The organism is Mycoplasmopsis bovis PG45, assembly GCF_000183385.1.
GTDB classification, from domain to species: Bacteria; Bacillota_I; Bacilli_A; order Mycoplasmatales; family Metamycoplasmataceae; genus Mycoplasmopsis; species Mycoplasmopsis bovis.
Genome location: NC_014760.1, coordinates 297,672 through 320,832 on the forward strand (window position 1 = coordinate 297,672; position 23,161 = coordinate 320,832).

The following is a 23,161-nucleotide window of genomic DNA, read 5'->3' on the forward strand; positions in this document are numbered from 1 at the left end:
CCCGAAAAAAATACACACACAATTAGATTTTTGTATTAAAATAAAAGAGTTACTTTTGTAACCATTCTGAACAGGTTTAAATATTATTTACAAAATAAATAATTACCTTAAAGATGAGCCACAAACAGGAGGTTATGCTAAATGATAGCAATAATCGAAACAGGTGGTAAACAAATTCTAGTTAAAGAAGGCCAAACAATCTTTATTGAAAAAATCGAAGGAGCCGAAGGGTCAAAAGTTACTTTTGACAAAGTGTTACTCCTTGATGATAAAATTGGTAAGCCATATGTAGAAAGTGCTAAAGTTACTGGAGAGATCCAAAAACAAGGTAAAGCTAAAAAAATAGTTGTATATCGTCACAATGCAAAGTCAACTCATAAACGTAAATTAGGTCATCGTCAACCTTATACACGTGTTAAAATAACAGGAATTGTAGGTTAGTTAGCTATGGCACACACGAAAGCCGGTGGTTCGACTAGAAACGGCCGTGATAGTCGCGGTCAAAGACTAGGTATTAAATTAGGCGATGGACAATACTGCACAGCTGGTTCAATTATCTTCCGTCAAAGAGGAACAAAAATTTTCCCAGGCACAAATGCAGGACGTGGAAATGACGATACTATTTATGCACTTATTACAGGCTATGTTAAATTCGAACGTAGAAGAAACAGAGTTTATGCTTCAGTTTACCCAACAAGAGTTCAAAACAGCACAAATGCTGAGTAATTAATATTACTAATTATTTAAGTAAAAGCAGGTAACTTATGCCTGCTTTTCTTCATTTCTTAATAATTCAACTTCTAACTCGCTTAGTTTTCTAATTTCCCCTAACTTTAAGCTATTATCTAGTTTTAAATTGCCAAATTGCACACGTTTTAAGTACAAAACGGAAATTCCAAAAGCACCAAACATTCTTTTAACTTGATGAAATTTTCCTTCATAAATTGTTAAAAAACAGCTTTTTTCATCAATAGGCTCAAGCTCATATTTTGAAACGATAAAATCATCACTGATTTTGATAGGCCTATTATTTAGTAGCACATCACTATTTATTTTTTTATCAACTTTTACATAATATTTTTTAGGTATATGATTTTTTGGACTAAGCAACTTATGACACATTTCACCGTCATTGCTTAATATTAAAAGACCTTCTGTGTCTTTATCTAATCTGCCAAATGAAAAGAATTTTTTATTAGGCAAACCTACAATATCGAAAATAGTAGCTTCATTAGGATCGCTATTAGCACAAACAAAATTGGCTGGCTTGTTAAACATATAGTACTGAAATTTTTCATATTTAACGACTACATTATCAACTTCAACATAATCAGATTCAGGGTCAATTTTTATTAGTTTTGATAACACAATGCCATTTACTTTGATTGCTTTTTTCTTTAATTTCGCCTTAACTTCATTTCTGCTAAGGCCAGTTAAATCAGCAATAAATTTCTCAATTCTTATCTGTGCCATAATAGTTTAATTATCTAATATTTTGACAAAATATGAAAATAAATGCCCTTCATTCAACTTCAAGATACAAACTGAATAATTGGTTGATTCAATAACTTTTAGTAGTTTAAGCATGCATATTAGTTTATTAATATTGCTTAAAAGTTCTTAAATAAATCAATTAAATAAATTATTTACAATGCATTTGAATTTATAAAACTATAATTTAATAACAAACTTTAATAAAAAATAAAGTAGAAGGAATAATATGTCAAAATATGACGAGTTAAAAACTAAATTAGTTCAATATATGTCTATAGAAGCTATGTCTAGATATGAAGAACCTGTTGTTAAACAATTAAAAGAAAACATAAAAAGCGAAAATTTTGAATTTTCGCGTGATGGTTTTGGTTCACTAATAATTACAAAAAGATCAAAAGTTGCTAATGCACCTAAGGTTATGATAGCTGCACATATGGATGAAGTTGGCTATTTAGTAAGAAATATTGAAGATAATGGAAACTTATTAGTTTCATCAGTAGGTGGAATTTGACCAACTGCTGTTATTGGCACAAAAGCCAAAGTTGTAACCAATAAAGATAATAAAGAAGCAATTGGAGTTTTTGGACATACATCAATCCATATTTTAGAAGCTGAAAAAAGAACAAAAGCACCATTGGAAAAAGAGTTATTCGTTGATTGTGGATTTTTAAACAAACAAGAAGCTATTGACTTTGGTATTGAAGTAGGCGATAGAGTTTATATGTCTGGCGAGACAATTGAATTAAGAAATGATCTGTTAGGTGGCAAAGCAATGGATAACAGAGCAGGTGTTACTGTTATTGATATGCTTGCAAATAGAATAAAGGATATTGATTTGCCAAATGATTTATATTTAGTTGGTACTGTCCAAGAAGAAGTAGGATGCAGGGGAGCTAAGACTAGTGTGTCACTCATTAATCCCGATGTAGCTTTTGCTATAGACACAGGTGCTTCGCATGATACAACTGGATGTATTAAAGGTGTGCCTTCATTAGGAAAAGGTGTAGCCTTACTAATTCAAGATTCAGCTGTTATGACAGATCCTAAATTAGTAAATATGCTAACTAAGATTGCACAAGAAAAAGACATACCAGTCTATAAATATATAGCTGAAGGTGGCGGAACCGATGGAGCTGTTTTACAGTATGGAATAGGTGGTGTTCCTACAATTACACTAAGTATTCCACAAAGATATTTACATTCACCCATTGGCGTTGCTTCATTAGTTGATATTCAAGCAACTTTAGATTTAATTACTGAATTTGTAAAAGTATTTGATAACAATAAAAATGCAGAGCTTCACACCAACTAAAAACCTGTTTTATAGTAGCATGAGAAAAAGCGAGTAGTCTCGCTTTTTTTGCTATTCGGGAAGTATAGTAATGGGAACAATTTTATTTTTTCTTTTATCTGTATTAAGGTGCAAAAATACACCGTTAAACTGGCAAGGATTATTTGATGTTGCAAACAAAATTTTTTCGTCAAAGCGCATATGGCGATAAACTTCTTCGAAGTTAGCGCCAATAGCAGAGTTATATGGTCCAGTCATACCTGCATCTGATATAAAACAGGTGCCATTTGGCAATGTGTGCGCGTCATTAGTTTGTACATGTGTGTGAGTGCCACAAACTGCATCAACTAAACCATCTAAATATAAGCCCAAAACATACTTTTCACTAGTTGTTTCGGCATGAAAGTCAATGAAGTGAAAGTCTGTTTTTTGCTGATATTGTCTAATTGAATCAATAGCATCAAAAAAGCTATTAGCAACTTCTTGTGTTCATGGCTTAAGCAATTTATTAAAAGTTATGCCCATTAAGGAAGTTACACGAAGCGTTACTCCATTTTTAAGTGTATATATTTGAGAACCCTTGCCTGGATATCCAGCATCAATATTAGCAGGTCTTACTAAATCTGGGTTATTTATAATATTTAATATATCACTTTTAGCTCATACATGATTGCCTAAAGTTATTATATCCACACCAGCTTTTTTTAGTCTCAAGTAGTCTTTTTGATCTAGCCCTTTTCGACCTGAAACATTTTCGCCTTGCGCTATAACAACATCGACAGCATATTCAGACTTTAGTTTAGACAAGTGTTTTTCTACCATTTTAATACCAGGTGTACCAAAAATATCACCTATAAACAAGATTTTAAGTTCTTTATTATCCATTTATTGCTTCCTCAACAGCTAACTTAAAAATATTCTTTTATAATTTTAACACTTAGCCTGCTATATGCCTATGCTTATTATTTATTTATAGCACCAATTTTTCTATTTCCTGCTTGAATTCAGGATTATTTTCTAGAAAATCTTTTAGTGCTCTTTTTCCCTGAGTGATATTTTTGCCTTCATAAGCATATCAAGCGCCTTTTTTGTCAAATACGCCTTTTTCACAGGCTAAATCAATTAATTCGCCTGTTGAATCAATACCTTTAGAGAAAAGAATTTCAGTTGTAAAAGTTTTATATGGAGCACTTAATTTATTCTTAACAACCTTAATTTTAATTTCATTGCCTGTAATATCTTTACCTTCAGTAATTGATGTTGTTTTTCTTACTTCCAGTCTAATTGATGCATAAAATTTTAATGCTCTTCCTCCTGTTGTAGTTTCGGGATTGCCAAACATCACGCCAATTTTTTCTCTGATTTGATTTACAAAAATAACAGTTGTTTTATTTTTGTGCAAGCTTCCTGTAATTTTTCTTAATGCTTTTGACATTAATCTAGCTTGCACTCCAACTTGCATATCGCGCATTTCACCTTCTAATTCAGCAATTGGAACTAAGGCAGCCACACTATCAACAACAATTAAATCAACAGCACCAGATTTAGCTAAAATATCAACAATTTCCATAGCCTGCTCACCACTGTCGGGTTGGCTCAAAATAAGAGTATTTAAATCAATTCCTAAATTTCTTGCATAAAGTGGATCAATAGCATGTTCAGCATCAATAAAAGCAGCTATTCCGCCTTGTTTTTGTACTTCGGCAATTGCATGAAGGCAAAGCGTGGTTTTGCCACTGCTTTCAGGTCCATAAATTTCAACGATTCTGCCTTTAGGATAACCACCAATGCCAAGTGCATTATTTAATAAATAGCTTCCAGATGAAAAAACTTCTACCTTTTCATCAATAGTGTCCTGGTTAAACATCATAATAGCTTCAGCGCCAAATTTTCTAGTGATTTCATTTAATGTGCTTTTTATTAAGTTCATTTGTGTATTATTTTCATTATTTTCAGTTTTCATTTATTTTATTCCTTTCATAATACCAATTAGCAAATGAACCTTAAAGCAAGAAATTTGGAAAAAATTGGGAAATAATAAGCATTTTTCCCATTTTTATTCACCTTTGTAAAATTTATAACACAAACATAATTACAAAGTATGTACAAAAATAGAGGTATGCTATTAGAAACTATTATTAATCAAACAATTGATTATTACACATATAATCATATAGCTTTTATTGAGAAAAAAGGACTCCCAATTAAATTTAGCAATATCACTAGCAAAGAAAATAAGCTACTGTTATCTAATGCTTTTGTCTATAAAAGATCAACAGTTGATTATATTGGGTGTTATAAAGGTAGATTTATAGCCTTTGAAGCAAAAAGCACAAATGAATCATTTTTAGCAAGCGGGAATATAAAAGAACATCAAAAAAACTATCTAAAAGAGATTGATAAAAACGGCGGAATTGCCTTTTTGATAGTGTTTTTTGGCCTATATGATGAGTTCTATTTACTTATGTATTCAGACTTTATGAAAATTGAGAGTAAAAATCAATATAGATATGAATGAATAAAAAAAATAGGCAAAAGAATTCCGCTGACTTTTCCGGGAATAATTGACTTTTTGCCATATATTGATTTTTAATATAAACGTAACAAGCTACAAAATTAGAAGTTAACTAGCTCTCTAAGATATTTAGAAGGAGTAAATTTAATAACACGTTTTTCAGGCACTGATAACTCATTCATTGTAAAAGGATTTATGGTATCACGCCCCCTTCTTATTCTTGTTTCGAAAATACCTAAAGATGAAAGTTGCACTTTATTTTCAGCAATTAATTCTTCCTTAAGTACAAAGACAAAAGCGTCAAAAAATTGATCTGCTTTTTTTACTGAAACTTCCATTTTATTAGCGATTGCCTTGATAAATTCTTTTTTAGTCATTTGATTTTCCCTTCTGAATAATCACAGTAGGATATTATCCTATTTATATATTACTAAATTTATAGGTAAATTTTTTATTTTTGTTCCTATTACCCTATAAATAAAGGATAAAATAAAAATTTGTGTGATTTATTCATATTACAAACACAATAATATATCAAAGTATTTTTAAAAGCAAAACATAATTTCTAAATTTATTTTGCATATAAATAATTAATAATGTATAAAAGATTAAGTATTTAGATTTATATTTTATTTTATAAAGTTGTGCACATTATGTTTTTATACTGTAAAATACCTATAACAATAGGAAATATTAAACTTACAACTCTTTTTGGTGTTTCAATTTTTGAGCGCTTTGGATTAGCAAGCTAAAATTCTTGATTTTTGAGCCAAAAATAAGAGTGTTTAACCTACTTTTTAACTACTTTTAAATACACATTCTTGAATTTTAAAAATATTTAAATAAATACTCCCAAATTTTTAGTTTCAGATTATAATTGTAAATGCAACATTTACTAAGAAGCAAAAGGTTGTTAATTATCCGTTTTGTTGTCTATGGATAAGTAAGAAATTTTTGTGGAGTAAAGTTCATTTATGAACAAAGGAGGCAACATGAGTAAAGTTAATATCAAGGTGAAAAGTTTTGATCACTCATTAGCTGATTTTGGCGCTAAGAAAATTGTTGAATTAGCAACCAAAAACAATACTAAATTTAGTGGTCCAGTTCCACTTCCTACTAAAAGAGAAGTGGTTACTATCTTAAGATCAGTTCACATTAACAAAAAGTCACGTGAACAATTCGAAAGTAGAACTTTCCAAAGATTAATTGTGTTCATTGACCCAAGTGAACAAACAATTGACAAACTAAAAAGACTTGAATTACCTTCAGGTGTTGAAATTCAAGTTTCACAAAAATAAATCCAACTTGCATTTGCAAGCTATGGTCATCAAAAATAGATTAGGAGATGAATATGAAAGGAATCTTAGGACGTAAGGTTGGAATGACTCAAATCTACACAGAACTTGGTCAAAGAATACCAGTTACTGTTGTTGAAGTTAAACCAAATGTTGTTACAAAAGTTCTAACAGTAGAGCAAAATGGTTATGTTGCAACACAATTAGCTACTGTTGAGAAAAAAGCTAAGAGAGTAAACAGACCATTAGCAGGTCAATTTATTCAAGCTAAAACAACACCTAAGCAATACATTAAAGAAATTCGTGGTATGCAAGGCTATGAATTAGGACAAGAAGTTAACGCAAGCATTTTTGAAGCTGGTGAATTGGTTGATATCACAGGAACTTCTAAAGGTAAAGGGTTTGCTGGTACAATCAAAAGATGAAACCAACACATAGGACCTAAATCACATGGTGGTGGTGGCGGTAGTCAACCTGTTAGACAAACTGGTTCGCTTGGTGATATATCAGGCAACCGTGTTGTTAAAGGTATGACAATGCCAGGTCACTTAGGTTCAGAAAAAACTACAGTTCAAAACTTAGAAATTGTTAAGGTTGATGTAGCAAATAACATTCTTTTAGTTAAAGGCTCAATTCCAGGTGCTAAAAAATCATTTGTGATTATTAAGCAAGCTGTTAAAGGTCTTCCAACGAAAGAAGCAATTAAGTTAGTTGATGTTAAAGAAGTTGTTAAGATGAATGAGCTTATTGAAAGAGCAAAAAAATTCAATATTGAAGTTACAGTTGGTATGACTTCAGCTGAATTAGAACCTCTAATTCTTAATGCTGAAGCTGAACAAGCTGCACAAGCTGCTAAAGAAAAAGAAGCTGCTGAAGGAGATAAATAATGGCTGATTTAGAAAAAGAAATGAAGACAACAACCAAAAAATCTACTTCATCTACTAAAAAGAGCACAACAGCTAAAAAACCAGCTGAAACAAAATCAACTTCAAGTACAAAGAAAACTACTTCTACAGCTGCTAAAAAACCAGCTGAAGCAAAATCAACTTCGAGTACAAAGAAAACTACTTCTACAGCTGCTAAAAAACCAGTAGCATCAAAATCAACTGAAAGCGCAAAAACTACAACAAAAACTACATCAGCTGAAAAAGCTAAGTCACCAAGCACCACTGCTAAGAAAACTACTGCAAAAGTAGCTAAGGAAGTTAAAGAAGTAGCTAAAAAACCTGCTATTACAGCTGAAAAATTTGAAAAACCTACAAAATTGGAATTTGATACATCTAAGTTAAATCCTAAATTATTTGCTTCAAGCAAAATTTATTCACAAGCAATTTTTGACACCATTATTTCTGACAGAGCTTCTAGACGTCAAGGTACACATGATGTTAAAAGCCGTGCTGAAGTACGCGGTGGTGGCAAAAAACCTTGAAGACAAAAAGGAACAGGTAGAGCACGTGCCGGTTCAACTAGATCGCCAATATGAGTAGGTGGTGGTAGAGCTTTTGGCCCTACACCAGCTAGAAACTATAAGCTTAAAGTCAACAAAAAAGTTCGTTTCAATGCATTTATTTCAGCATTAACATTATTAGCGCAAAGCAAAGCAGTTGTTATTGATGATTTCAAATTAGAATCAATTTCAACTAAGGCTGCAATTAACAAATTAAATGACTTAGGCATTAAAAACCAAAAGCACATTTTAATTGCAACAAATGATGAAGTTACCTATAAATCAGTTGCAAACTTACAAAATGTAATTTGCGTTAAACCATCATCTGTCTCTGTAGAAAACTTGATTTGAGCTGATGTATTAGTTTTATCAACTGAAGGCTATGAAAACTTTGAAGGGAGAATTAAATAATGGAAATAACTCGTGTTATTAAAAGTCCAGTTCTTACTGAAAAGTCAAATGATGCCTTAGGTAAAAATGTTTATACATTTGAAGTTGATTGAGCAGCAAACAAGTTCCAAATTAAAAGAGCTGTTGAGTTTATTTTCAAGGTTAAGGTGCTATCAGTTAACACACTTAAAGTTGACAAACAACCTAAAAGTTTAGGTCGTTATCACGGATTTACAAACAAATATAAGAAAGCTTTTGTTAAATTAGCTGAAGGCTATACAATTTCATTCTACCCACAAGAAGAAGAAAAACAAGATAAAGCCAAAGTTGAAAAAGAAAAAGCTGAAGCTGCTAAGGCAGAAAAAGAAAAGACTGCAGAAAAAGAAGCAAAATTAGCAGAAAAAATTGCTGCTAAAAAAGCAAAGAAATCTTCTGTAGCAAAAGAAAAAGAAGAAAAATAATTTATGAGGATTAATTTTGCTTAAAAGATGAATTCCTCAACTATTTTTAAGCAAGGAGAAATATTAGAAATGGCAGTTAAACATTACAAGCCAGTTACAAATGGTCGCCGTAATATGTCATCTCTAGATTATTCAAAAAATCTAAGCGGTCACGCACCTGAAAAATCATTATTAGTGATTTTAAAGAAACACTCAGGTCGTAACAACCAAGGTAAAATTACAGTTAGACACCAAGGTGGCCGTGTAAAGAGATACTATCGTATTATTGACTTTAAACGTAACAAGGATGATATTCCAGCAGTTGTTAAATCAATTGAATATGATCCAAACAGATCAGCAAATATTTGCTTATTAGCATATGCTGATGGTGAAAAAAGATACATTTTAGCACCCGAAGGTATTAAAGTTGGACAAAAAGTTATTTCAGGAAACAATGTTGATATTTTAGTAGGTAACTCATTACCACTTTCAAACATTCCTGAAGGTACATTTGTTCATAACGTTGAAATGCAACCAGGTGGTGGGGGCATTATTGCAAGAAGTGCTGGAACATCAGCACAAATCTTAGGTAAAGATGATGATGGTAAGTATGTAGTATTACGTCTAAAATCAGGCGAAATGCGTAGAATACTAGCTCGTTGCCGTGCAACTATAGGTGTTGTTGGTAACGGCGAACATTCATTGGTTCTTTTAGGTAAAGCTGGTAGAAGTAGACATTTAGGTGTTCGTCCAACAGTTCGTGGTTCTGTTATGAACCCAATTGATCACCCACATGGTGGTGGTGAAGGTAAGCAACCTATTGGACGTAAGGCTCCTTTAACTCCTTGAGGTAAAAAGGCTCTTGGTGTTAAAACAAGAAAAACTAAGAAATCTTCAACAAAATTGATTTTAAGAAGAAGAAAGGACTCTAAATAATGGCTCGTAGTCTTAAAAAAGGCCCTTTTGCTGATGAATACTTACTTAAAAAAGTAGATGCTATTTTAGAAGGAAAAATGCCTAAAAAGCCTATTAAAACCTGATCAAGAAGATCAACCATTTTCCCAAGTTTTATAGGCTTAACATTCCAAGTTCACAACGGTCGTCAACACATCGATGTTTATGTAACTGATGATATGGTTGGCCACAAATTAGGAGAATTTGTTCCAACTAGAACATATTCAGGTCATGGTGCTGAAAAAGGTAAGAAGAAATAATTATGAGTACTCAACAAGCTAAAGCAGTTGTTAAAATTCAAAGAATTTCTCCAAGAAAAGCTCGTTTAGTTGCTGATTTATTCAGAGGCAAAGACGTTAAAGTTGCACTTGGTATTCTTAACAACACAAACAAGAAAGCATCACAATTATTTATTAAATTATTAAATTCAGCCATTGCTAACGCAACAAACAACCATGGAATGGATGCATCAAAATTATTTGTTAAAGAAGTATTAGTTAATGAAGGACCTACACTTAAAAGATACCAACCACGTTCTCAAGGTAGAGCTTATTCTATTTTTAAAAGAACATCTAATTTATCAATAGCATTGGAAGAAAGGGCGTAATCATGGGACAAAAAGTTAATCCAAATGGCTTCCGTTATGGAATTACAAAGCCTATTAACTCTGTTTGATTTGCTGAAAAGCAAAACTATGGGGACTTATTAGTTCAAGATGCTAAAATCTACAAATTCTTTGATAAATTAGTTAGAAAATACCAAATTGGAAATACCCTTATTAAAAGAACTAAGGCACAAAAAGTTACTGTTGTCTTACAAACTAGCCAACCAGCTAAATTATTAGGTAAAAATGGCACAAATATTGAAAAAATTACCAAAGATTTACAAAAATATCTAAAAAACAAATCACTTGATATTAATTTACAAGTTTCATTATTGAAACAACCTGAATTAAATGCTAGACTAGCTGCAGAAGCTATAGCACAGAAATTAGAAAACCGTGAAAGTTTTCGTGTTGCTCAAAAGTTAGTTATTAATGATGCACTTAGAGCTGGTGCAAAAGGAATTAAAACCCAGGTTTCAGGACGTTTAAATGGTGTTGATATGGCTAGAGCAGAAGGCTACAGCCGTGGTGAAATGAGACTTCACACCCTAAGACAAGATGTTGACTTTGCAAAGGCAACAGCTAGAACCATTTATGGTGCTATTGGTGTTAAAGTTTGAATTTCTAAAGGTGAACTTTTGGAAGGAGATAAATAATGCTTCAACCAAAAAGAACTAAATATCGTAAGCCTTTTTTAGTACGTCATGATAAAAGAAAAGCTCACAAAGGTAATACAGTAGAATTTGGCGAATTCGGCTTACAAGCAGTTACATCTGCCTGAGTAGATGCACGTCAAATTGAAGCTGCTCGTATTGCTATTACACGTAGAATGGGTCGTGAAGGTAATGTTATTATTAGAATCTTCCCTCACTTCTCAAAAACATCTAAACCTATTGGTGTTCGTATGGGTTCAGGTAAAGGTTCTCCTGAAAAATGATATACAGCTGTTAAAGTAAATACAGTTATGTTTGAAGTTTCAGGTGTTTCTGAAGAAATTGCACGTGATGCACTTAGATTAGGTGGTCACAAATTACCAGTGTCATGAAAAATTATTACTAAGAGTGAAGGAGAAAATCAATAATGCTTTATAAAGATATTAAAGTTAAGTCAGTTGATGAGCTCCAAAAACTAGTAAAAGACTTTGAAGCTGAATTATGAACTTTGAATTTCAAAAAAGCTGTTGGAAGCTTAGACCAAAGCCACAAAATTAAAGCAATTAGAAGAGATATTGCTAGAGTAAAAACTGAGCTAAATGCAAGAGCAAAGGGAGCTAAATAATGGAAAGAAATACACGTAAAACTTTACAAGGCAAAGTTATATCTGCTCGTGGTGACAAGACTATCATTGTTGAAGTTGAAAGCCACAGATCACATGCCTTGTATTCAAAACGTTATAGAGTAGTCAAAAAATTTGCTGTACACGATGAAAAAAATATTGCTAATGTTAATGACATTGTAACTATTATGGAAACTAGACCGCTTTCTAAAACAAAGCACTTCCGTTTAGTTGCAATTAAGCAAGCCGCAGTTCAAGGAGAAAAATAATCTATGGTTTTAGAACTATCCAAATTAAATGTTGCTGATAATTCAGGAGCAAAAGAAGTTGGTGTTATTAGAGTTCTTGGCGGCTCACGTAAAAAAACAGCAAACATTGGCGACGTAATTATTTGCTCAGTTAAAAAAGCTATTCCTACAGGTATTGTTAAAGAAGGTCAAGTAGTTAAAGCAGTTATTGTTAGATCGGTTTATGGTATTCACCGTGAAAACGGTCAACACATTCGTTTTGACGATAATGCAGTTGTAATTATTAAAGACGATAAAACACCTAGAGGAACTCGTGTATTTGGCCCTGTGGCTCGTGAATTGCGTGATAAAGGTTATCTAAAGATTGTCTCACTTGCACCAGAAGTGCTATAAAAAAGGATTATTATGAAAATCAAGTTTAAGAAAAATGATGAAGTAATAGTTATTGCTGGCTCACATAAGGGCAAAACCGGTCGTATTGTTAGAGTAGATATTAACAACAATACTGCAATAGTTAAAGACATTAATATAGTAACTAAACACGTAAAACCTGGTCAAGGTAATGATGGCTCAATTAAGAAAATGGAAGCTCCAATTCATATTTCAAATCTTTCAATCTTAGTTAAAAAAGCAACTAAGACATCACCAGCACAATTTTCTAAAATTGGATACAAATTTGACAAAGATAATAAAAAAGTACGTATCTTACGTAAAACTAAGAAGGAAATTTAATTATGAACTTAAAGCAAAAATATTTAACTGATGTAGTTCCTGCTTTAATGAAGCAATATGGCTATAAATCAATTATGCAAGTTCCAAGATTAGAAAAAATCGTGCTTAATATGACAGCTGGTAAAGAAGTTACAAACTCAAAGGCAATTGAAGAAGTGCTAAATGAACTAACTCAAATTTCAGGACAAAAACCATTTCAAACCCGTGCTAAAAAATCAAACGCTTCATGAAAACTTCGTGAAGGTATGGCAATGGGTGGTAAAGTAACACTAAGAAGAGATAGAATGTGAGACTTCTTAGAAAAATTCATTAATGTTGCTATGCCACGTATTCGTGACTTCCGTGGTGCTAATCCTAAAGCATTTGACGGAAGAGGAAATTACTCATTTGGAGTAAAAGAAGAAATCATCTTCCCAGAAATTGAATTTGACAAAATTAGAAGAATTAAAGGCCTTGATGTACAAATTATTACATCAGTGAACAGTGATAAAGAAGCTAGAAGTTTATTAGAATTAATTGGAATGCCTTTTAGTAAGGGAGAAAAATAATTATGGCTAAAAGTTCATTAAAAGCTAAGCAAAAAAAGCACCCTAAATTTTCAACACGTGCTTATACACGTTGCGAACTATGTGGTCGTGTGCATGCAGTTTTAAGAAAATACAAAATCTGCCGTATCTGTTTCCGTGAATTAGCTCACCAAGGCAAGATACCTGGTATGAAGAAAGCGAGTTGATAATATGTTTATAACAGATCCTATTTCAGATATGATTGTTAGAATCAAAAATGCAAATCAAAGAAAATTTAAAACTGTGCTTATTCCTTATTCAAACAAAAAGGCAAAAATTCTAGAAATTCTTTTAAATGAAGGCTACATTGCAAGTTTTATTACAAAAGACGAAGGTAAAGACAAGGCGCTAGAAGTTTCATTAAAATACAAAGGCAATCAATCTGCTATTATCGACTTCAAGCGTATTTCTAAACCTGGTCTTAGAGTATATGCTTCTGCTAATAATTTACCATCGGTATTATCAGGTTATGGTACTGCAATAATTTCAACTTCTAAAGGTGTAATGACTGAAAAACAAGCTCGTAAGGAAAATGTAGGTGGTGAAGTACTTGCCTACATTTGATAGGAGGTTTTGATGTCTCGTGTCGGAAACAGAATATTAACCATTCCTGAAAAAGTTTCATTAACTCAAGATGGCACTTTATTAACAATTGAAGGGCCACTTGGTAAGTTACAAAGAAACATTAGTCCACTAATTGCACTTAAAGTTGAAAATAATCAAATTAGCACAATTAGAGCAAATGAAGAAAAATCTACAAAACAATTACATGGAACAACTAATGCTCTTATCTCAAATATGCTTATTGGTGTATCAAAAGGTTATAAGAAAGAATTAGTTATCAAAGGTGTTGGTTTTAAATTCACACTTAAAGGTGATGTTTTAGAAGTTTCTGCTGGTTATTCACACTTAGTAAACTTAGATGTTCCTGCTGGAATCAAAGTTGAAGTTCCTAAACCAGTAGAATTAGTAATTTCAGGTATCGATAAAGAAATAGTTGGTCAATTTGCAGCAGTTGTTAGAGCTGTAAGAAAACCTATACCATATTCAGGTAAAGGTATTGCATACAAGGATGAAGTTATTCGTCGTAAAGAAGGAAAAACTGCTTCTAAGTAGTTGAGTAAGAGAGGATTTTATAAAATGGCAACATTATCAAGAAATCAAGCGCGTCAACTTAAACACAGACGTGAACGTCAACACATTAGTGGTACAGCAGTTAAACCAAGACTATGCGTATTTAAATCACTTCAAAACTTTTATGCACAATTAATTGACGATACTAAAGGAATTACATTAGCTAGTGTTTCAACACTAGAAAAAGGCAAATTTAACGGAAATATTCAAGCTGCAACTGCTGCAGGTGAGAAAATGGGTGAAATTATTAAGGGCTTAAAAATTGAAAGCATTGTCTTTGACCGTTCAGGTTACATCTACCATGGCCGTGTTAAGGCATTTGCAGAGGCAGTAAGATCAAAAGGAGTTAAATTCTAATTATGGCAGATTTAGAAAACAAGACAGTTAAGGCTAAAGTAGAAAATAAGCCAACTGCAGCTAAAACCCAAAGTATTAGCGCTCCAAAGAGAACCGAATCAGGAGCTAAAAAACAAATTTGAGAAAAAAGAAGTGCTCACGATTCTAAGGATTTATCTAAAAAAGGTGCTGATAGAGCTAACAAAGTAAAAAACCGTACTCGTTTTGGCGAAGCTAACAATGAGTTTAGTGAAAAAGTGGTAAACATTAGCCGTGTTACAAAAGTTGTTAAAGGCGGACGTAGATTCTCATTCTCAGCTTTTGTAGTTGTTGGTGATAAAAAAGGTAAAGTAGGTTTTGGTCACGGAAAAGCAAATGAAGTTCCTGATGCAATTAAAAAAGCTGTTAAGGATGCAAGAAATCACCTTATTACAGTTCCAATTCAAAACAAAATTACTGTGCCACATGAAATTCACGCTAAATTCTTAGCTTCTAAAGTTATGCTTAAACCAGCTCCTAAAGGTAAAGGTATCGTTGCTTCAGGAACTGTTCGTGCAGTTGTTGAATTAGCAGGATACACAGATATTTACACAAAAACCTATGGTTCTCGTTCAAAAGCTAATATTGTTAGAGCAACTCTTAAAGCCTTGCAACAATTAAGAACACCTGAACAAATTGCTGAAATCAGAGACAAAAACGTTAAAGACCTTTTAGGTTAATCTATTAAGGAGAATAAAATGAAATTACATACATTGAAATCAACTCCTGGCTCACGTGTTGAAAAACACCGTGTTGGTAGAGGGCATGCTGCTGGTAAAGGTAAGCAAGCTGGTAAAGGTCAATCAGGTCAAAATAAACGTCATGGTCACAGATTAGGATTTGAAGGTGGTCAAACCCCATGATTCCGTCGTATTGGTAAAAGAGGATTTACAAACGTAAATCATATTGAATACCAAGTTGTTAATCTCAAAGATTTAGAAGAAAACTTCAAAGCCAATGCTACAGTAGATTTAGAAGCATTATTCAAAGCTAATTTAATTAAAAGATCATTACCTGTTAAATTACTAGGCAATGGTAAATTAACTAAAAAACTTAATGTAAGCTTACATGCAGCTTCAAAAAGTGCAATTGATGCAGTTGAACAAGCTGGTGGAAAATTCACAATTCTTTAATTAATTCATTTTAATAATTCAAAAACTTTTATACAAAAATGTGTTTAATTGCACTTTAGATGCAAACAAGAACACATTTTTTTATTTTTAGATATAAATTATGTAAGCATTTTTTAAAAAAGGAGTTAACATGGATAGTATTTGTCATAAAATTATTTTAAAAAGCCAAGAATATTATGATTTTAATAACACTTACAGACTAAATTTAAATAGCTTGTCTACCTTTTTAGTATCAAAAATTATTAGTCAAAATCAAGCAAACTCATTAATATTCAGTATACAAGAACAAGGATCTAATTCATTTATTTTTACTAAAATGACTTATTTTAAGCCCCCATATGTTTATTTTGAAAAATTTAATCCTTCATTAGATGATTTTGAATACTTTGTTTTCGATGTTGGCGGCACTATTTTAGATGATAAAAAAATGCTTCAGTTTCAAAACATAAAAACAATAAATGAATTAACAAAATTAGGAAAAAAAATAATTTTAGCAACAAGTGGTTCATTTTTTAACTTCGAAAACTATTTTGAAAAAATAAATCTTAATATGCCAATAATTTGTGCTAATGGTGCAATGATTTATGACAATAATAATTTTGAACTAACTTATGGCTTAGAGATACAAAAATATATAGCTTACAAAATTATGAACAAATGCAAAGAATTAGAATTAGCTTACTACATTTTTCATGATAAAGGAATGGCTGGTATTGATGTTCAAAATTCATCAGCATATAAACAAAATAAAGAAGCAACAGGAATGAAAAAAGAAAGTTGAACATTAAACCCTGAGCCTAATTTTTTTGATGACAAAAAAATTTATAAAGTTTTTGTAACATTTGAAAGTAATCAAAATCAAAAAGTTAATAAATTAGTTCGCTTTTGCAAACAATTTAATGAACTTCATGCCGTACAAACACACAGCAATTTCATAGATATTGGAATAAAGTGTTCAAAAGGCAATGCATTATTTAAAATTACAAGTGAAAATAATATAGATCTAAACAAAACAGTAGTTTTTGGCGATTCAGATAATGATTTATCTTTAATTGAATTAGCTTCATTATCATTTAGTCATATCAATGCAAGACCCGAAGTTTTAAAAAAAGTTAGCTATATTTCTGATAAAACCAATAATGATGGGTGAATAAATGAAATAGTTAATGATTTGTTCTTAGAATAAATAAAAGTAGCAATACTTTGCTACCGCTTTGTTATTTCAATTTTAATTTAGAACCTAGTGACACAACTTTTGGTTCAATATTTACATTAAAGTTTCTTATGTCTTGATAATCAAAATAAGCTAATTCTAGGTCAAATGACTTGTCATCATAGACACTAAAGATTAATTTTGAGCCAATTGGATATTTTTCTAACTGATTAAGTTCAGGCACTTCTATATCCAAAACCCCTAAAACAGTTGCAATGTTAGTGTCATGCCCAACTAAAATGTTAAGGTCACTATTGTTATAAAAGCAACTTTTTAATAGTTGATAAATATTTTTTTCACTTTCTAAAGCCAACTTTGGATTGTTTCAAATTAAATCAATTACAAAATCCTTAGCCTTTAAAATGAGTTTTAAATCAGAAATAAAATCCTGCGATCTAAATATTTCACTTTCCTTAAATCCATCATAAAACATTGATTGCATAACATCAGAAGTGCTAGATGAGTAAAAAAGCTTGCCAGAAGGTTTAAGCCATTCACCTTCTGCATAGCTAAGAGTTGTATTACTTTGCATATATAAGCATTCATTATCTAAGTTAAATATCTCTTTAAACTTATCATATATTCCTAATTTTGCAGCCTTTTGGTCAAATTCATTTACTCTATCATTATTGATATAGGATTGATTAGGATAATTAAGCTCAAACCAAGGATCTCTTTTAGCAAATGATAAGTCTGAGCATTCAATCTTAATTTGCTTACCAGGCACAAGACCTAGGGAAAGCAATCTTGCTGTTTCATATGTTCTGCTTGTTGAATTAGCAACTATATTTATAGTATTATCATTATTTATGCACAAGTATTTTCTTAAGAATTTAGCAAATAATAATTCTAGTAATGCACCCTTATTTGTCAAATTAGCATTTAGCGTAGAATCATAATTTCAGTTAACAATATCTTTACTAAAAATATTTTTAAACTTATCTCTAAATTCAAAAGGATATCTAACGCCGTGTCTTGAAAGCATTATTCTTTTCATCATCAACCTCGCAGTAAATTAATATATAAAGTTAAATCACATAATAAAATAATTTAAATTATATTCTTATAGATTGCACAATATTTTTTATAGTAAAAAATGCAAATTTATTTACTTTTTTACTTTGTTTTAATTTTGATTAGTGTATATTATTTTTAACGCGTTTTTTAGCGCGTTGTATAACTTACACACTTTATTTTGCTCAAAATATTTTTACAAAAAATATTTACTAAATTCAAAATATGTGTATAATAAATAGGTGACCTTTTAACAGGTTAGAAATGTTCTTTGAAAACTAGATATATATAAACATGACAGTCAATTTTTTCGAGAGTTTGATCCTGGCTCAGGATGAACGCTGGCTGTGTGCCTAATACATGCATGTCGAGCGATGATAGCAATATCATAGCGGCGAATGGGTGAGTAACACGTACTCAACGTACCTTTTAGATTGGGATAGCGGATGGAAACATCCGATAATACCGAATACTTATTATTTTTGCATGAAAGTAATATAAAAGGAAGCGTTTGCTTCGCTAAAAGATCGGAGTGCGCAACATTAGCTAGTTGGTGAGGTAACGGCCCACCAAGGCGATGATGTTTAGCGGGGTTGAGAGATTGATCCGCCACACTGGGACTGAGATACGGCCCAGACTCCTACGGGAGGCAGCAGTAGGGAATATTCCACAATGGACGAAAGTCTGATGGAGCGACACAGCGTGCAGGATGAAGGCCCTATGGGTTGTAAACTGCTGTGGTTAGGGAAGAAAAAGTAGCATAGGAAATGATGCTACCTTGACGGTACCTGATTAGAAAGCAACGGCTAACTATGTGCCAGCAGCCGCGGTAATACATAGGTTGCAAGCGTTATCCGAAATTATTGGGCGTAAAGCGTCTGTAGGTTGTTTGTTAAGTCTGGCGTTAAATTTTGGGGCTCAACCCCAAAACGCGTTGGATACTGGCAGACTAGAGTTATGTAGAGGTTAGCGGAATTCCTTGTGAAGCGGTGAAATGCGTAGATATAAGGAAGAACATCAATATGGCGAAGGCAGCTAACTGGGCATACACTGACACTGAGAGACGAAAGCGTGGGGAGCAAACAGGATTAGATACCCTGGTAGTCCACGCCCTAAACGATGATCATTAGTTGATGGGGAACTCATCGACGCAGCTAACGCATTAAATGATCCGCCTGAGTAGTACGTTCGCAAGAATAAAACTTAAAGGAATTGACGGGGATCCGCACAAGCGGTGGAGCATGTGGTTTAATTTGAAGATACGCGTAGAACCTTACCCACTCTTGACATCTTCTGCAAAGCTATAGAGACATAGTGGAGGTTAACAGAATGACAGATGGTGCATGGTTGTCGTCAGCTCGTGTCGTGAGATGTTCGGTTAAGTCCTGCAACGAGCGCAACCCTTATCCTTAGTTACTACCATTTAGTTGAGCACTCTAAGGAGACTGCCCGAGTAATCGGGAGGAAGGTGGGGACGACGTCAAATCATCATGCCTCTTACGAGTGGGGCTACACACGTGCTACAATGGACGGTACAAAGAGAAGCGAAGTGGTGACATGGAGCAAACCTCAAAAAACCGTTCTCAGTTCGGATTGAAGTCTGCAACTCGACTTCATGAAGTCGGAATCGCTAGTAATCGTAGATCAGCTACGCTACGGTGAATACGTTCTCGGGTCTTGTACACACCGCCCGTCAAACCATGGGAGCTGGTAATGCCCGAAGTCGGTTTATAAAGAAACTGCCTAAGGCAGGACTGGTGACTGGGGTTAAGTCGTAACAAGGTATCCCTACGAGAACGTGGGGATGGATTACCTCCTTTCTACGGAGTACACTTGTCTTTTATCACTATAAAAAAAAGACTTATAACCAAAATTACTAGACCTATATTTATTTATAAACGTCATGGCTTTTATTAATAGGTCAAAAGCTATATATCTAGTTTTGAGAGAACATTCTCTCATATGTTCTTTGAAAACTGAATAGTAAAATATTTTTCGATATTTACAACGACATCAAAAATCAAATTAATGGTTAATTTGTTTTGATTCATCGAGTAAGTCATATTTAATATGATTCATTGAAATGTCTTAAAATACACATCTAAAACTAACAACAATAGGAAAATACTACTTTTAAATAAGGAAGAGTTTGTGGTGGATGCCTTGGGTCTGGAAGTCGATGAAGGACGTGATTACCTGCGATAAGCCTCGTAGAGCTGGAAATATGCTATGAAACGGGGATTTCCGAATGGGGAAACCTAACTATGGTAATGCATAGTTGCTTATGTCTGAATACATAGGACATAAAGCGAGATACCTTGTGAACTGAAACATCTTAGTAGCAAGAGGAAAAGAAAATAAATAATGATTTCTTTAGTAGCGGCGAGCGAACGAGAAAGAGCCCAAACCATTTTAAATGGGGTCATAGGACAGACTACATAGAGTTACAAAATTTAATAATAGCAGAAGCTTTTGGGAAGAAGCGGCACAGAAGGTGATACCCCTGTATGCGAAATTATTAAATCTCTTGACTGTATCCTGAGTAGGGCGGGGCACGTGAAACCCTGTCTGAATTTGCCGGGACCACCCGGTAAGGCTAAATACTAACCAGACACCGATAGCGAACTAGTACCGTGAGGGAAAGGTGAAAAGAACCCCGAGAGGGGAGTGAAATAGACTCTGAAACCACTTACTTACAATTAGACAGAGCCCGTTAATGGGTGATGGCGTACATCTTGCAGTATGGACCGGCGAGTTACTTTAGCATGCAAGGTTAAGCAGATAAAAGCGGAGCCGTAGAGAAATCGAGTCTTAATAGGGCGATTAGTATGCTTGAGTACACCCGAAACCAGGTGACCTATTCATGAGCAGACTGAAACTTAGCTAACCCTAAGTGGAGGGTCGAACCGTAGTACACTGAAACGTGCCCGGATGACTTGTGAATAGCGGAGAAATTCCAATCGAACTTGGAGATAGCTGGTTCTCCTCGAAATAGCTTTAGGGCTAGCGTGTAGTGTTAAATAATGGTGGTAAAGCACTGAATATGGAATGGCCTCGCCTAGGGGTACTGACTATAATCAAACTCTGAATACCGTTATGAATTGCTATGCAGTCGGAACCGGGGTGCTAACGTCCCGGCTCGCGAGGGAAACAACCCAGATCGTCAGCTAAGGTCCCAAAATCGTGTTAAGTCAGAAAGGTTGTGAGGTTTCATAAACAACTAGGAAGTTGGCTTAGAAGCAGCCATCTTTTAAAGAGTGCGTAATAGCTCACTAGTCAAGAGACCTTGCGCCGACAATGTAACGGGAGTAAAACACGATACCGAAGCTACGGGTACATTTATGTACGTTAGAGGAGCGTTCTTAGGGCAATGAAGCTAGACTGTAAAGACTAGTGGAGCGCTAAGAAGTGAGAATGCCGGTATGAGTAACGATTCGTAGTGAGAATCTACGACGCCTATTGGGGAAGGTTTCCTGGGCAAGGTTCGTCCACCCAGGGTTAGTCAGGACCTAAGGCGAGGCTGAAAAGCGTAGTCGATGGACAACAGGTTAATATTCCTGTACTTTCTTTAATTGTGATGGAGTGACGGAGAAGGATAAGCATACCTATTATTGGATTTAGGGGTAAGTAGTTACTGGTGATTGTAGGCAAATCCGCAATCTATAACTGGGAGCTATGATGCATAGGACTTTTGTCTGAATTTGCCAATTCCATGCTTCCTAGAAAAGTTTCTAAACTTAATTTTATTGAAACCTGTACCAAGAACGGACACACGTCCCCAAGATGAGTATTCTAAGGCGAGCGAGAAAACTAGTGTTAAGGAACTCTGCAAAATGACCCCGTAAGTTCGCAAGAAGGGGCGCCTATGGTAACACATAGGCCACAGTAAATTATGAGGGGCAACTGTTTATCAAAAACACAACTCTCTGCTAAACCGCAAGGTGATGTATAGGGGGTGAAGCCTGCCCAGTGCCCGAAGGTTAAGTGGATGCGTTAGCTTATGCGAAGCGTTGAAATGAAGCCCGGGTGAACGGCGGCCGTAACTATAACGGTCCTAAGGTAGCGAAATTCCTTGTCGGCTAAATACTGACCTGCACGAAAGGCATAATGATCTCTCAACTGTCTCAACACTAGACTCGGTGAAATTATGGTCCCAGTGAAAACGCTGGGTTCCCGCATCAAGACGAAAAGACCCCATGGAGCTTTACTATAACTTCGTATTGGAATTTGGCCTAACATGTGTAGGATAGGTGGGAGACTTTGAAGCTGAGACGCCAGTAGCAGTGGAGTCAACCTTGAAATACCACCCTTGTTATGTTGAATTTCTAACTTACCATCATAATCAGGTGGGAGGACAGTGCGTGGTGGGTAGTTTGACTGGGGCGGTCGCCTCCTAAAGAGTAACGGAGGCGTTCAAAGGTACACTCAGTACGGTCAGAAACCGTATGTAGAGCGCAAAGGCAGAAGTGTGCTTGACTGTGAGACATACAAGTCGAGCAGGTGCGAAAGCAGGACTTAGTGATCCGGCTGTACATTGTGGAATGGCAGTCGCTCAACGGATAAAAGTTACCCTGGGGATAACAGGCTAATCTTGCCCAAGAGATCACATCGACGGCAAGGTTTGGCACCTCGATGTCGGCTCATCGCATCCTGGAGCTGGAGTCGGTTCCAAGGGTTGGGCTGTTCGCCCATTAAAGCGGTACGCGAGCTGGGTTCAAAACGTCGTGAGACAGTTTGGTCCCTATCTGATGTGGGCGTTGGAATATTGATGAGAGCCGCTCTTAGTACGAGAGGACCGGAGTGGACGTACCGCTGGTGTTCCAGTTGTTCCGCCAGGAGCATGGCTGGGTAGCTAAGTACGGAAAGGATAACCGCTGAAAGCATCTAAGTGGGAAGCCTCCTCAGAGATTAGTATTCCCTTGAAATTCCTTATAGACTATGAGGTTGATAGGCTGGATGTGTAAGCACAGTAATGTGTTGAGCTGACCAGTACTAATAAATTGAAAGGTTTAAAAGTAGAGATGTTGATTAAGACATTTCA

The 23,161-nt window shown here is 34.2% G+C and carries 30 protein-coding genes and 2 rRNA genes; 27 read left to right on the plus strand and 5 right to left on the minus strand.

Annotated features, from left to right (window positions below; all coding sequences use genetic code 4):
• The first annotated feature begins 141 nt into the window (after positions 1–141).
• The gene (gene rplU, locus MBOVPG45_RS01260) at positions 142–441 is read left to right on the plus strand and encodes a 50S ribosomal protein L21 (protein WP_013455997.1); all 300 of its coding nucleotides are present in this window, start codon (positions 142–144) and stop codon (positions 439–441) included.
• A gap of 6 nt (positions 442–447) precedes the next feature.
• Complete coding sequence (gene rpmA / locus MBOVPG45_RS01265; RefSeq protein ID WP_013456038.1) at positions 448–726, plus strand: 50S ribosomal protein L27; 279 nt, start codon at positions 448–450, stop codon at positions 724–726.
• Positions 727–762: 36 nt separating this feature from the next.
• On the opposite strand, the gene MBOVPG45_RS01270 is transcribed toward rpmA, so the two are convergent.
• Positions 763–1,473, minus strand: coding sequence for a pseudouridine synthase (locus tag MBOVPG45_RS01270; RefSeq protein WP_013456127.1), 711 nt, complete (start codon positions 1,471–1,473; stop codon positions 763–765).
• Between the two features lie 247 nt (positions 1,474–1,720).
• On the opposite strand from MBOVPG45_RS01270, the gene MBOVPG45_RS01275 reads away from it, so the two are divergent.
• A complete protein-coding gene (locus MBOVPG45_RS01275; RefSeq protein ID WP_013456256.1) occupies positions 1,721–2,806 on the plus strand; it encodes a M42 family metallopeptidase in 1,086 nt (361 codons plus the stop codon).
• 51 nt (positions 2,807–2,857) lie between these two features.
• Here MBOVPG45_RS01275 and MBOVPG45_RS01280 read toward each other — a convergent pair whose 3' ends face one another.
• Positions 2,858–3,670, minus strand: a complete 813-nt coding sequence (locus MBOVPG45_RS01280) for a TIGR00282 family metallophosphoesterase (protein ID WP_013456391.1) — start codon at positions 3,668–3,670, stop codon at positions 2,858–2,860.
• Positions 3,671–3,755: 85 nt separating this feature from the next.
• Positions 3,756–4,748, minus strand: a complete 993-nt coding sequence (gene recA / locus MBOVPG45_RS01285; protein ID WP_013456517.1) for a recombinase RecA — start codon at positions 4,746–4,748, stop codon at positions 3,756–3,758.
• A 138-nt stretch (positions 4,749–4,886) separates the two neighbouring features.
• Here recA and recU point away from each other — a divergent pair, with 138 nt between their 5' ends.
• Positions 4,887–5,378, plus strand: coding sequence for a Holliday junction resolvase RecU (gene recU / locus MBOVPG45_RS01290; RefSeq protein WP_013456566.1), 492 nt, complete (start codon positions 4,887–4,889; stop codon positions 5,376–5,378).
• 23 nt (positions 5,379–5,401) lie between these two features.
• On the opposite strand, the gene MBOVPG45_RS01295 is transcribed toward recU, so the two are convergent.
• Positions 5,402–5,677, minus strand: a complete 276-nt coding sequence (locus tag MBOVPG45_RS01295) for an HU family DNA-binding protein (RefSeq protein ID WP_013456552.1) — start codon at positions 5,675–5,677, stop codon at positions 5,402–5,404.
• A gap of 615 nt (positions 5,678–6,292) precedes the next feature.
• Here MBOVPG45_RS01295 and rpsJ point away from each other — a divergent pair.
• The 21 genes from rpsJ (at position 6,293) to MBOVPG45_RS01400 (ending at position 17,079) form a co-directional block, all read left to right on the plus strand.
• Positions 6,293–6,598: a 30S ribosomal protein S10 gene (rpsJ, locus tag MBOVPG45_RS01300; protein WP_013456535.1), complete on the plus strand. Its 306-nt coding sequence runs from the start codon at positions 6,293–6,295 to the stop codon at positions 6,596–6,598.
• Between the two features lie 53 nt (positions 6,599–6,651).
• Positions 6,652–7,482 (plus strand): 50S ribosomal protein L3, encoded by an 831-nt coding sequence (gene rplC, locus MBOVPG45_RS01305; RefSeq protein ID WP_013456115.1) that lies wholly within the window; start codon positions 6,652–6,654, stop codon positions 7,480–7,482.
• Positions 7,482–8,453: a 50S ribosomal protein L4 gene (gene rplD, locus MBOVPG45_RS01310; RefSeq protein WP_013455957.1), complete on the plus strand. Its 972-nt coding sequence runs from the start codon at positions 7,482–7,484 to the stop codon at positions 8,451–8,453. Before rplC ends, rplD begins: the two co-directional genes overlap by 1 nt.
• Entirely contained in the window at positions 8,453–8,893 is a 441-nt protein-coding gene (gene rplW, locus MBOVPG45_RS01315) for a 50S ribosomal protein L23 (protein ID WP_013456175.1), read from the plus strand. The genes rplD and rplW overlap by 1 nt, the downstream gene beginning before the upstream one ends.
• 69 nt (positions 8,894–8,962) lie before the next feature.
• Positions 8,963–9,808 carry a 50S ribosomal protein L2 gene (gene rplB, locus MBOVPG45_RS01320; RefSeq protein WP_013456520.1) on the plus strand — a complete coding sequence of 282 codons (846 nt, stop codon included), beginning with the start codon at positions 8,963–8,965 and terminating at the stop codon, positions 9,806–9,808.
• Complete coding sequence (gene rpsS / locus MBOVPG45_RS01325; protein ID WP_013456101.1) at positions 9,808–10,086, plus strand: 30S ribosomal protein S19; 279 nt, start codon at positions 9,808–9,810, stop codon at positions 10,084–10,086. Before rplB ends, rpsS begins: the two co-directional genes overlap by 1 nt.
• A 2-nt stretch (positions 10,087–10,088) precedes the next feature.
• Positions 10,089–10,433 carry a 50S ribosomal protein L22 gene (gene rplV, locus MBOVPG45_RS01330; RefSeq protein WP_013456218.1) on the plus strand — a complete coding sequence of 115 codons (345 nt, stop codon included), beginning with the start codon at positions 10,089–10,091 and terminating at the stop codon, positions 10,431–10,433.
• Between the two features lie 2 nt (positions 10,434–10,435).
• Positions 10,436–11,086, plus strand: coding sequence for a 30S ribosomal protein S3 (gene rpsC, locus MBOVPG45_RS01335; protein WP_013456110.1), 651 nt, complete (start codon positions 10,436–10,438; stop codon positions 11,084–11,086).
• Complete coding sequence (rplP, locus tag MBOVPG45_RS01340; protein WP_013456225.1) at positions 11,086–11,511, plus strand: 50S ribosomal protein L16; 426 nt, start codon at positions 11,086–11,088, stop codon at positions 11,509–11,511. Before rpsC ends, rplP begins: the two co-directional genes overlap by 1 nt.
• On the plus strand, positions 11,511–11,708 hold the full coding sequence (rpmC, locus tag MBOVPG45_RS01345) for a 50S ribosomal protein L29 (RefSeq protein WP_013456156.1): 198 nt from the start codon (positions 11,511–11,513) through the stop codon (positions 11,706–11,708). The genes rplP and rpmC overlap by 1 nt, the downstream gene beginning before the upstream one ends.
• The gene (rpsQ, locus tag MBOVPG45_RS01350) at positions 11,708–11,974 is read left to right on the plus strand and encodes a 30S ribosomal protein S17 (protein WP_013456343.1); all 267 of its coding nucleotides are present in this window, start codon (positions 11,708–11,710) and stop codon (positions 11,972–11,974) included. Before rpmC ends, rpsQ begins: the two co-directional genes overlap by 1 nt.
• Before the next feature lie 3 nt (positions 11,975–11,977).
• Positions 11,978–12,346 (plus strand): 50S ribosomal protein L14, encoded by a 369-nt coding sequence (rplN, locus tag MBOVPG45_RS01355; RefSeq protein ID WP_004023950.1) that lies wholly within the window; start codon positions 11,978–11,980, stop codon positions 12,344–12,346.
• Positions 12,347–12,358: 12 nt separating this feature from the next.
• Positions 12,359–12,685 carry a 50S ribosomal protein L24 gene (rplX, locus tag MBOVPG45_RS01360; protein ID WP_013456495.1) on the plus strand — a complete coding sequence of 109 codons (327 nt, stop codon included), beginning with the start codon at positions 12,359–12,361 and terminating at the stop codon, positions 12,683–12,685.
• Between the two features lie 2 nt (positions 12,686–12,687).
• Positions 12,688–13,233 carry a 50S ribosomal protein L5 gene (gene rplE / locus MBOVPG45_RS01365; RefSeq protein ID WP_013022166.1) on the plus strand — a complete coding sequence of 182 codons (546 nt, stop codon included), beginning with the start codon at positions 12,688–12,690 and terminating at the stop codon, positions 13,231–13,233.
• Between the two features lie 2 nt (positions 13,234–13,235).
• Positions 13,236–13,421, plus strand: a complete 186-nt coding sequence (locus MBOVPG45_RS01370; protein ID WP_013455972.1) for a type Z 30S ribosomal protein S14 — start codon at positions 13,236–13,238, stop codon at positions 13,419–13,421.
• Position 13,422: 1 nt separating this feature from the next.
• On the plus strand, positions 13,423–13,818 hold the full coding sequence (rpsH, locus tag MBOVPG45_RS01375; RefSeq protein ID WP_013456034.1) for a 30S ribosomal protein S8: 396 nt from the start codon (positions 13,423–13,425) through the stop codon (positions 13,816–13,818).
• A 9-nt stretch (positions 13,819–13,827) separates the two neighbouring features.
• Positions 13,828–14,367: a 50S ribosomal protein L6 gene (gene rplF, locus MBOVPG45_RS01380; protein ID WP_013455947.1), complete on the plus strand. Its 540-nt coding sequence runs from the start codon at positions 13,828–13,830 to the stop codon at positions 14,365–14,367.
• 24 nt (positions 14,368–14,391) lie between these two features.
• On the plus strand, positions 14,392–14,742 hold the full coding sequence (gene rplR, locus MBOVPG45_RS01385) for a 50S ribosomal protein L18 (RefSeq protein ID WP_013456329.1): 351 nt from the start codon (positions 14,392–14,394) through the stop codon (positions 14,740–14,742).
• A 2-nt stretch (positions 14,743–14,744) separates the two neighbouring features.
• A complete protein-coding gene (gene rpsE, locus MBOVPG45_RS01390) occupies positions 14,745–15,440 on the plus strand; it encodes a 30S ribosomal protein S5 (RefSeq protein WP_013456085.1) in 696 nt (231 codons plus the stop codon).
• An 18-nt stretch (positions 15,441–15,458) separates the two neighbouring features.
• Positions 15,459–15,893 carry a 50S ribosomal protein L15 gene (rplO, locus tag MBOVPG45_RS01395; protein ID WP_013456526.1) on the plus strand — a complete coding sequence of 145 codons (435 nt, stop codon included), beginning with the start codon at positions 15,459–15,461 and terminating at the stop codon, positions 15,891–15,893.
• Positions 15,894–16,023: 130 nt separating this feature from the next.
• Positions 16,024–17,079: a Cof-type HAD-IIB family hydrolase gene (locus tag MBOVPG45_RS01400; protein ID WP_041309110.1), complete on the plus strand. Its 1,056-nt coding sequence runs from the start codon at positions 16,024–16,026 to the stop codon at positions 17,077–17,079.
• 31 nt (positions 17,080–17,110) lie between these two features.
• Here the strand turns inward: MBOVPG45_RS01400 and MBOVPG45_RS01405 are convergent, their stop codons facing one another.
• The gene (locus MBOVPG45_RS01405; RefSeq protein WP_226057237.1) at positions 17,111–18,106 is read right to left on the minus strand and encodes a histidine phosphatase family protein; all 996 of its coding nucleotides are present in this window, start codon (positions 18,104–18,106) and stop codon (positions 17,111–17,113) included.
• Positions 18,107–18,426: 320 nt separating this feature from the next.
• Here MBOVPG45_RS01405 and MBOVPG45_RS01410 point away from each other — a divergent pair.
• Both MBOVPG45_RS01410 and MBOVPG45_RS01415 read left to right on the plus strand, forming a co-directional pair.
• Positions 18,427–19,940 (plus strand): 16S ribosomal RNA (locus tag MBOVPG45_RS01410).
• Positions 19,941–20,251: 311 nt separating this feature from the next.
• A 23S ribosomal RNA gene (locus MBOVPG45_RS01415) occupies positions 20,252–23,137 on the plus strand.
• Together the 16S and 23S rRNA genes form the textbook arrangement of a ribosomal RNA operon.
• Positions 23,138–23,161: the final 24 nt, after the last annotated feature.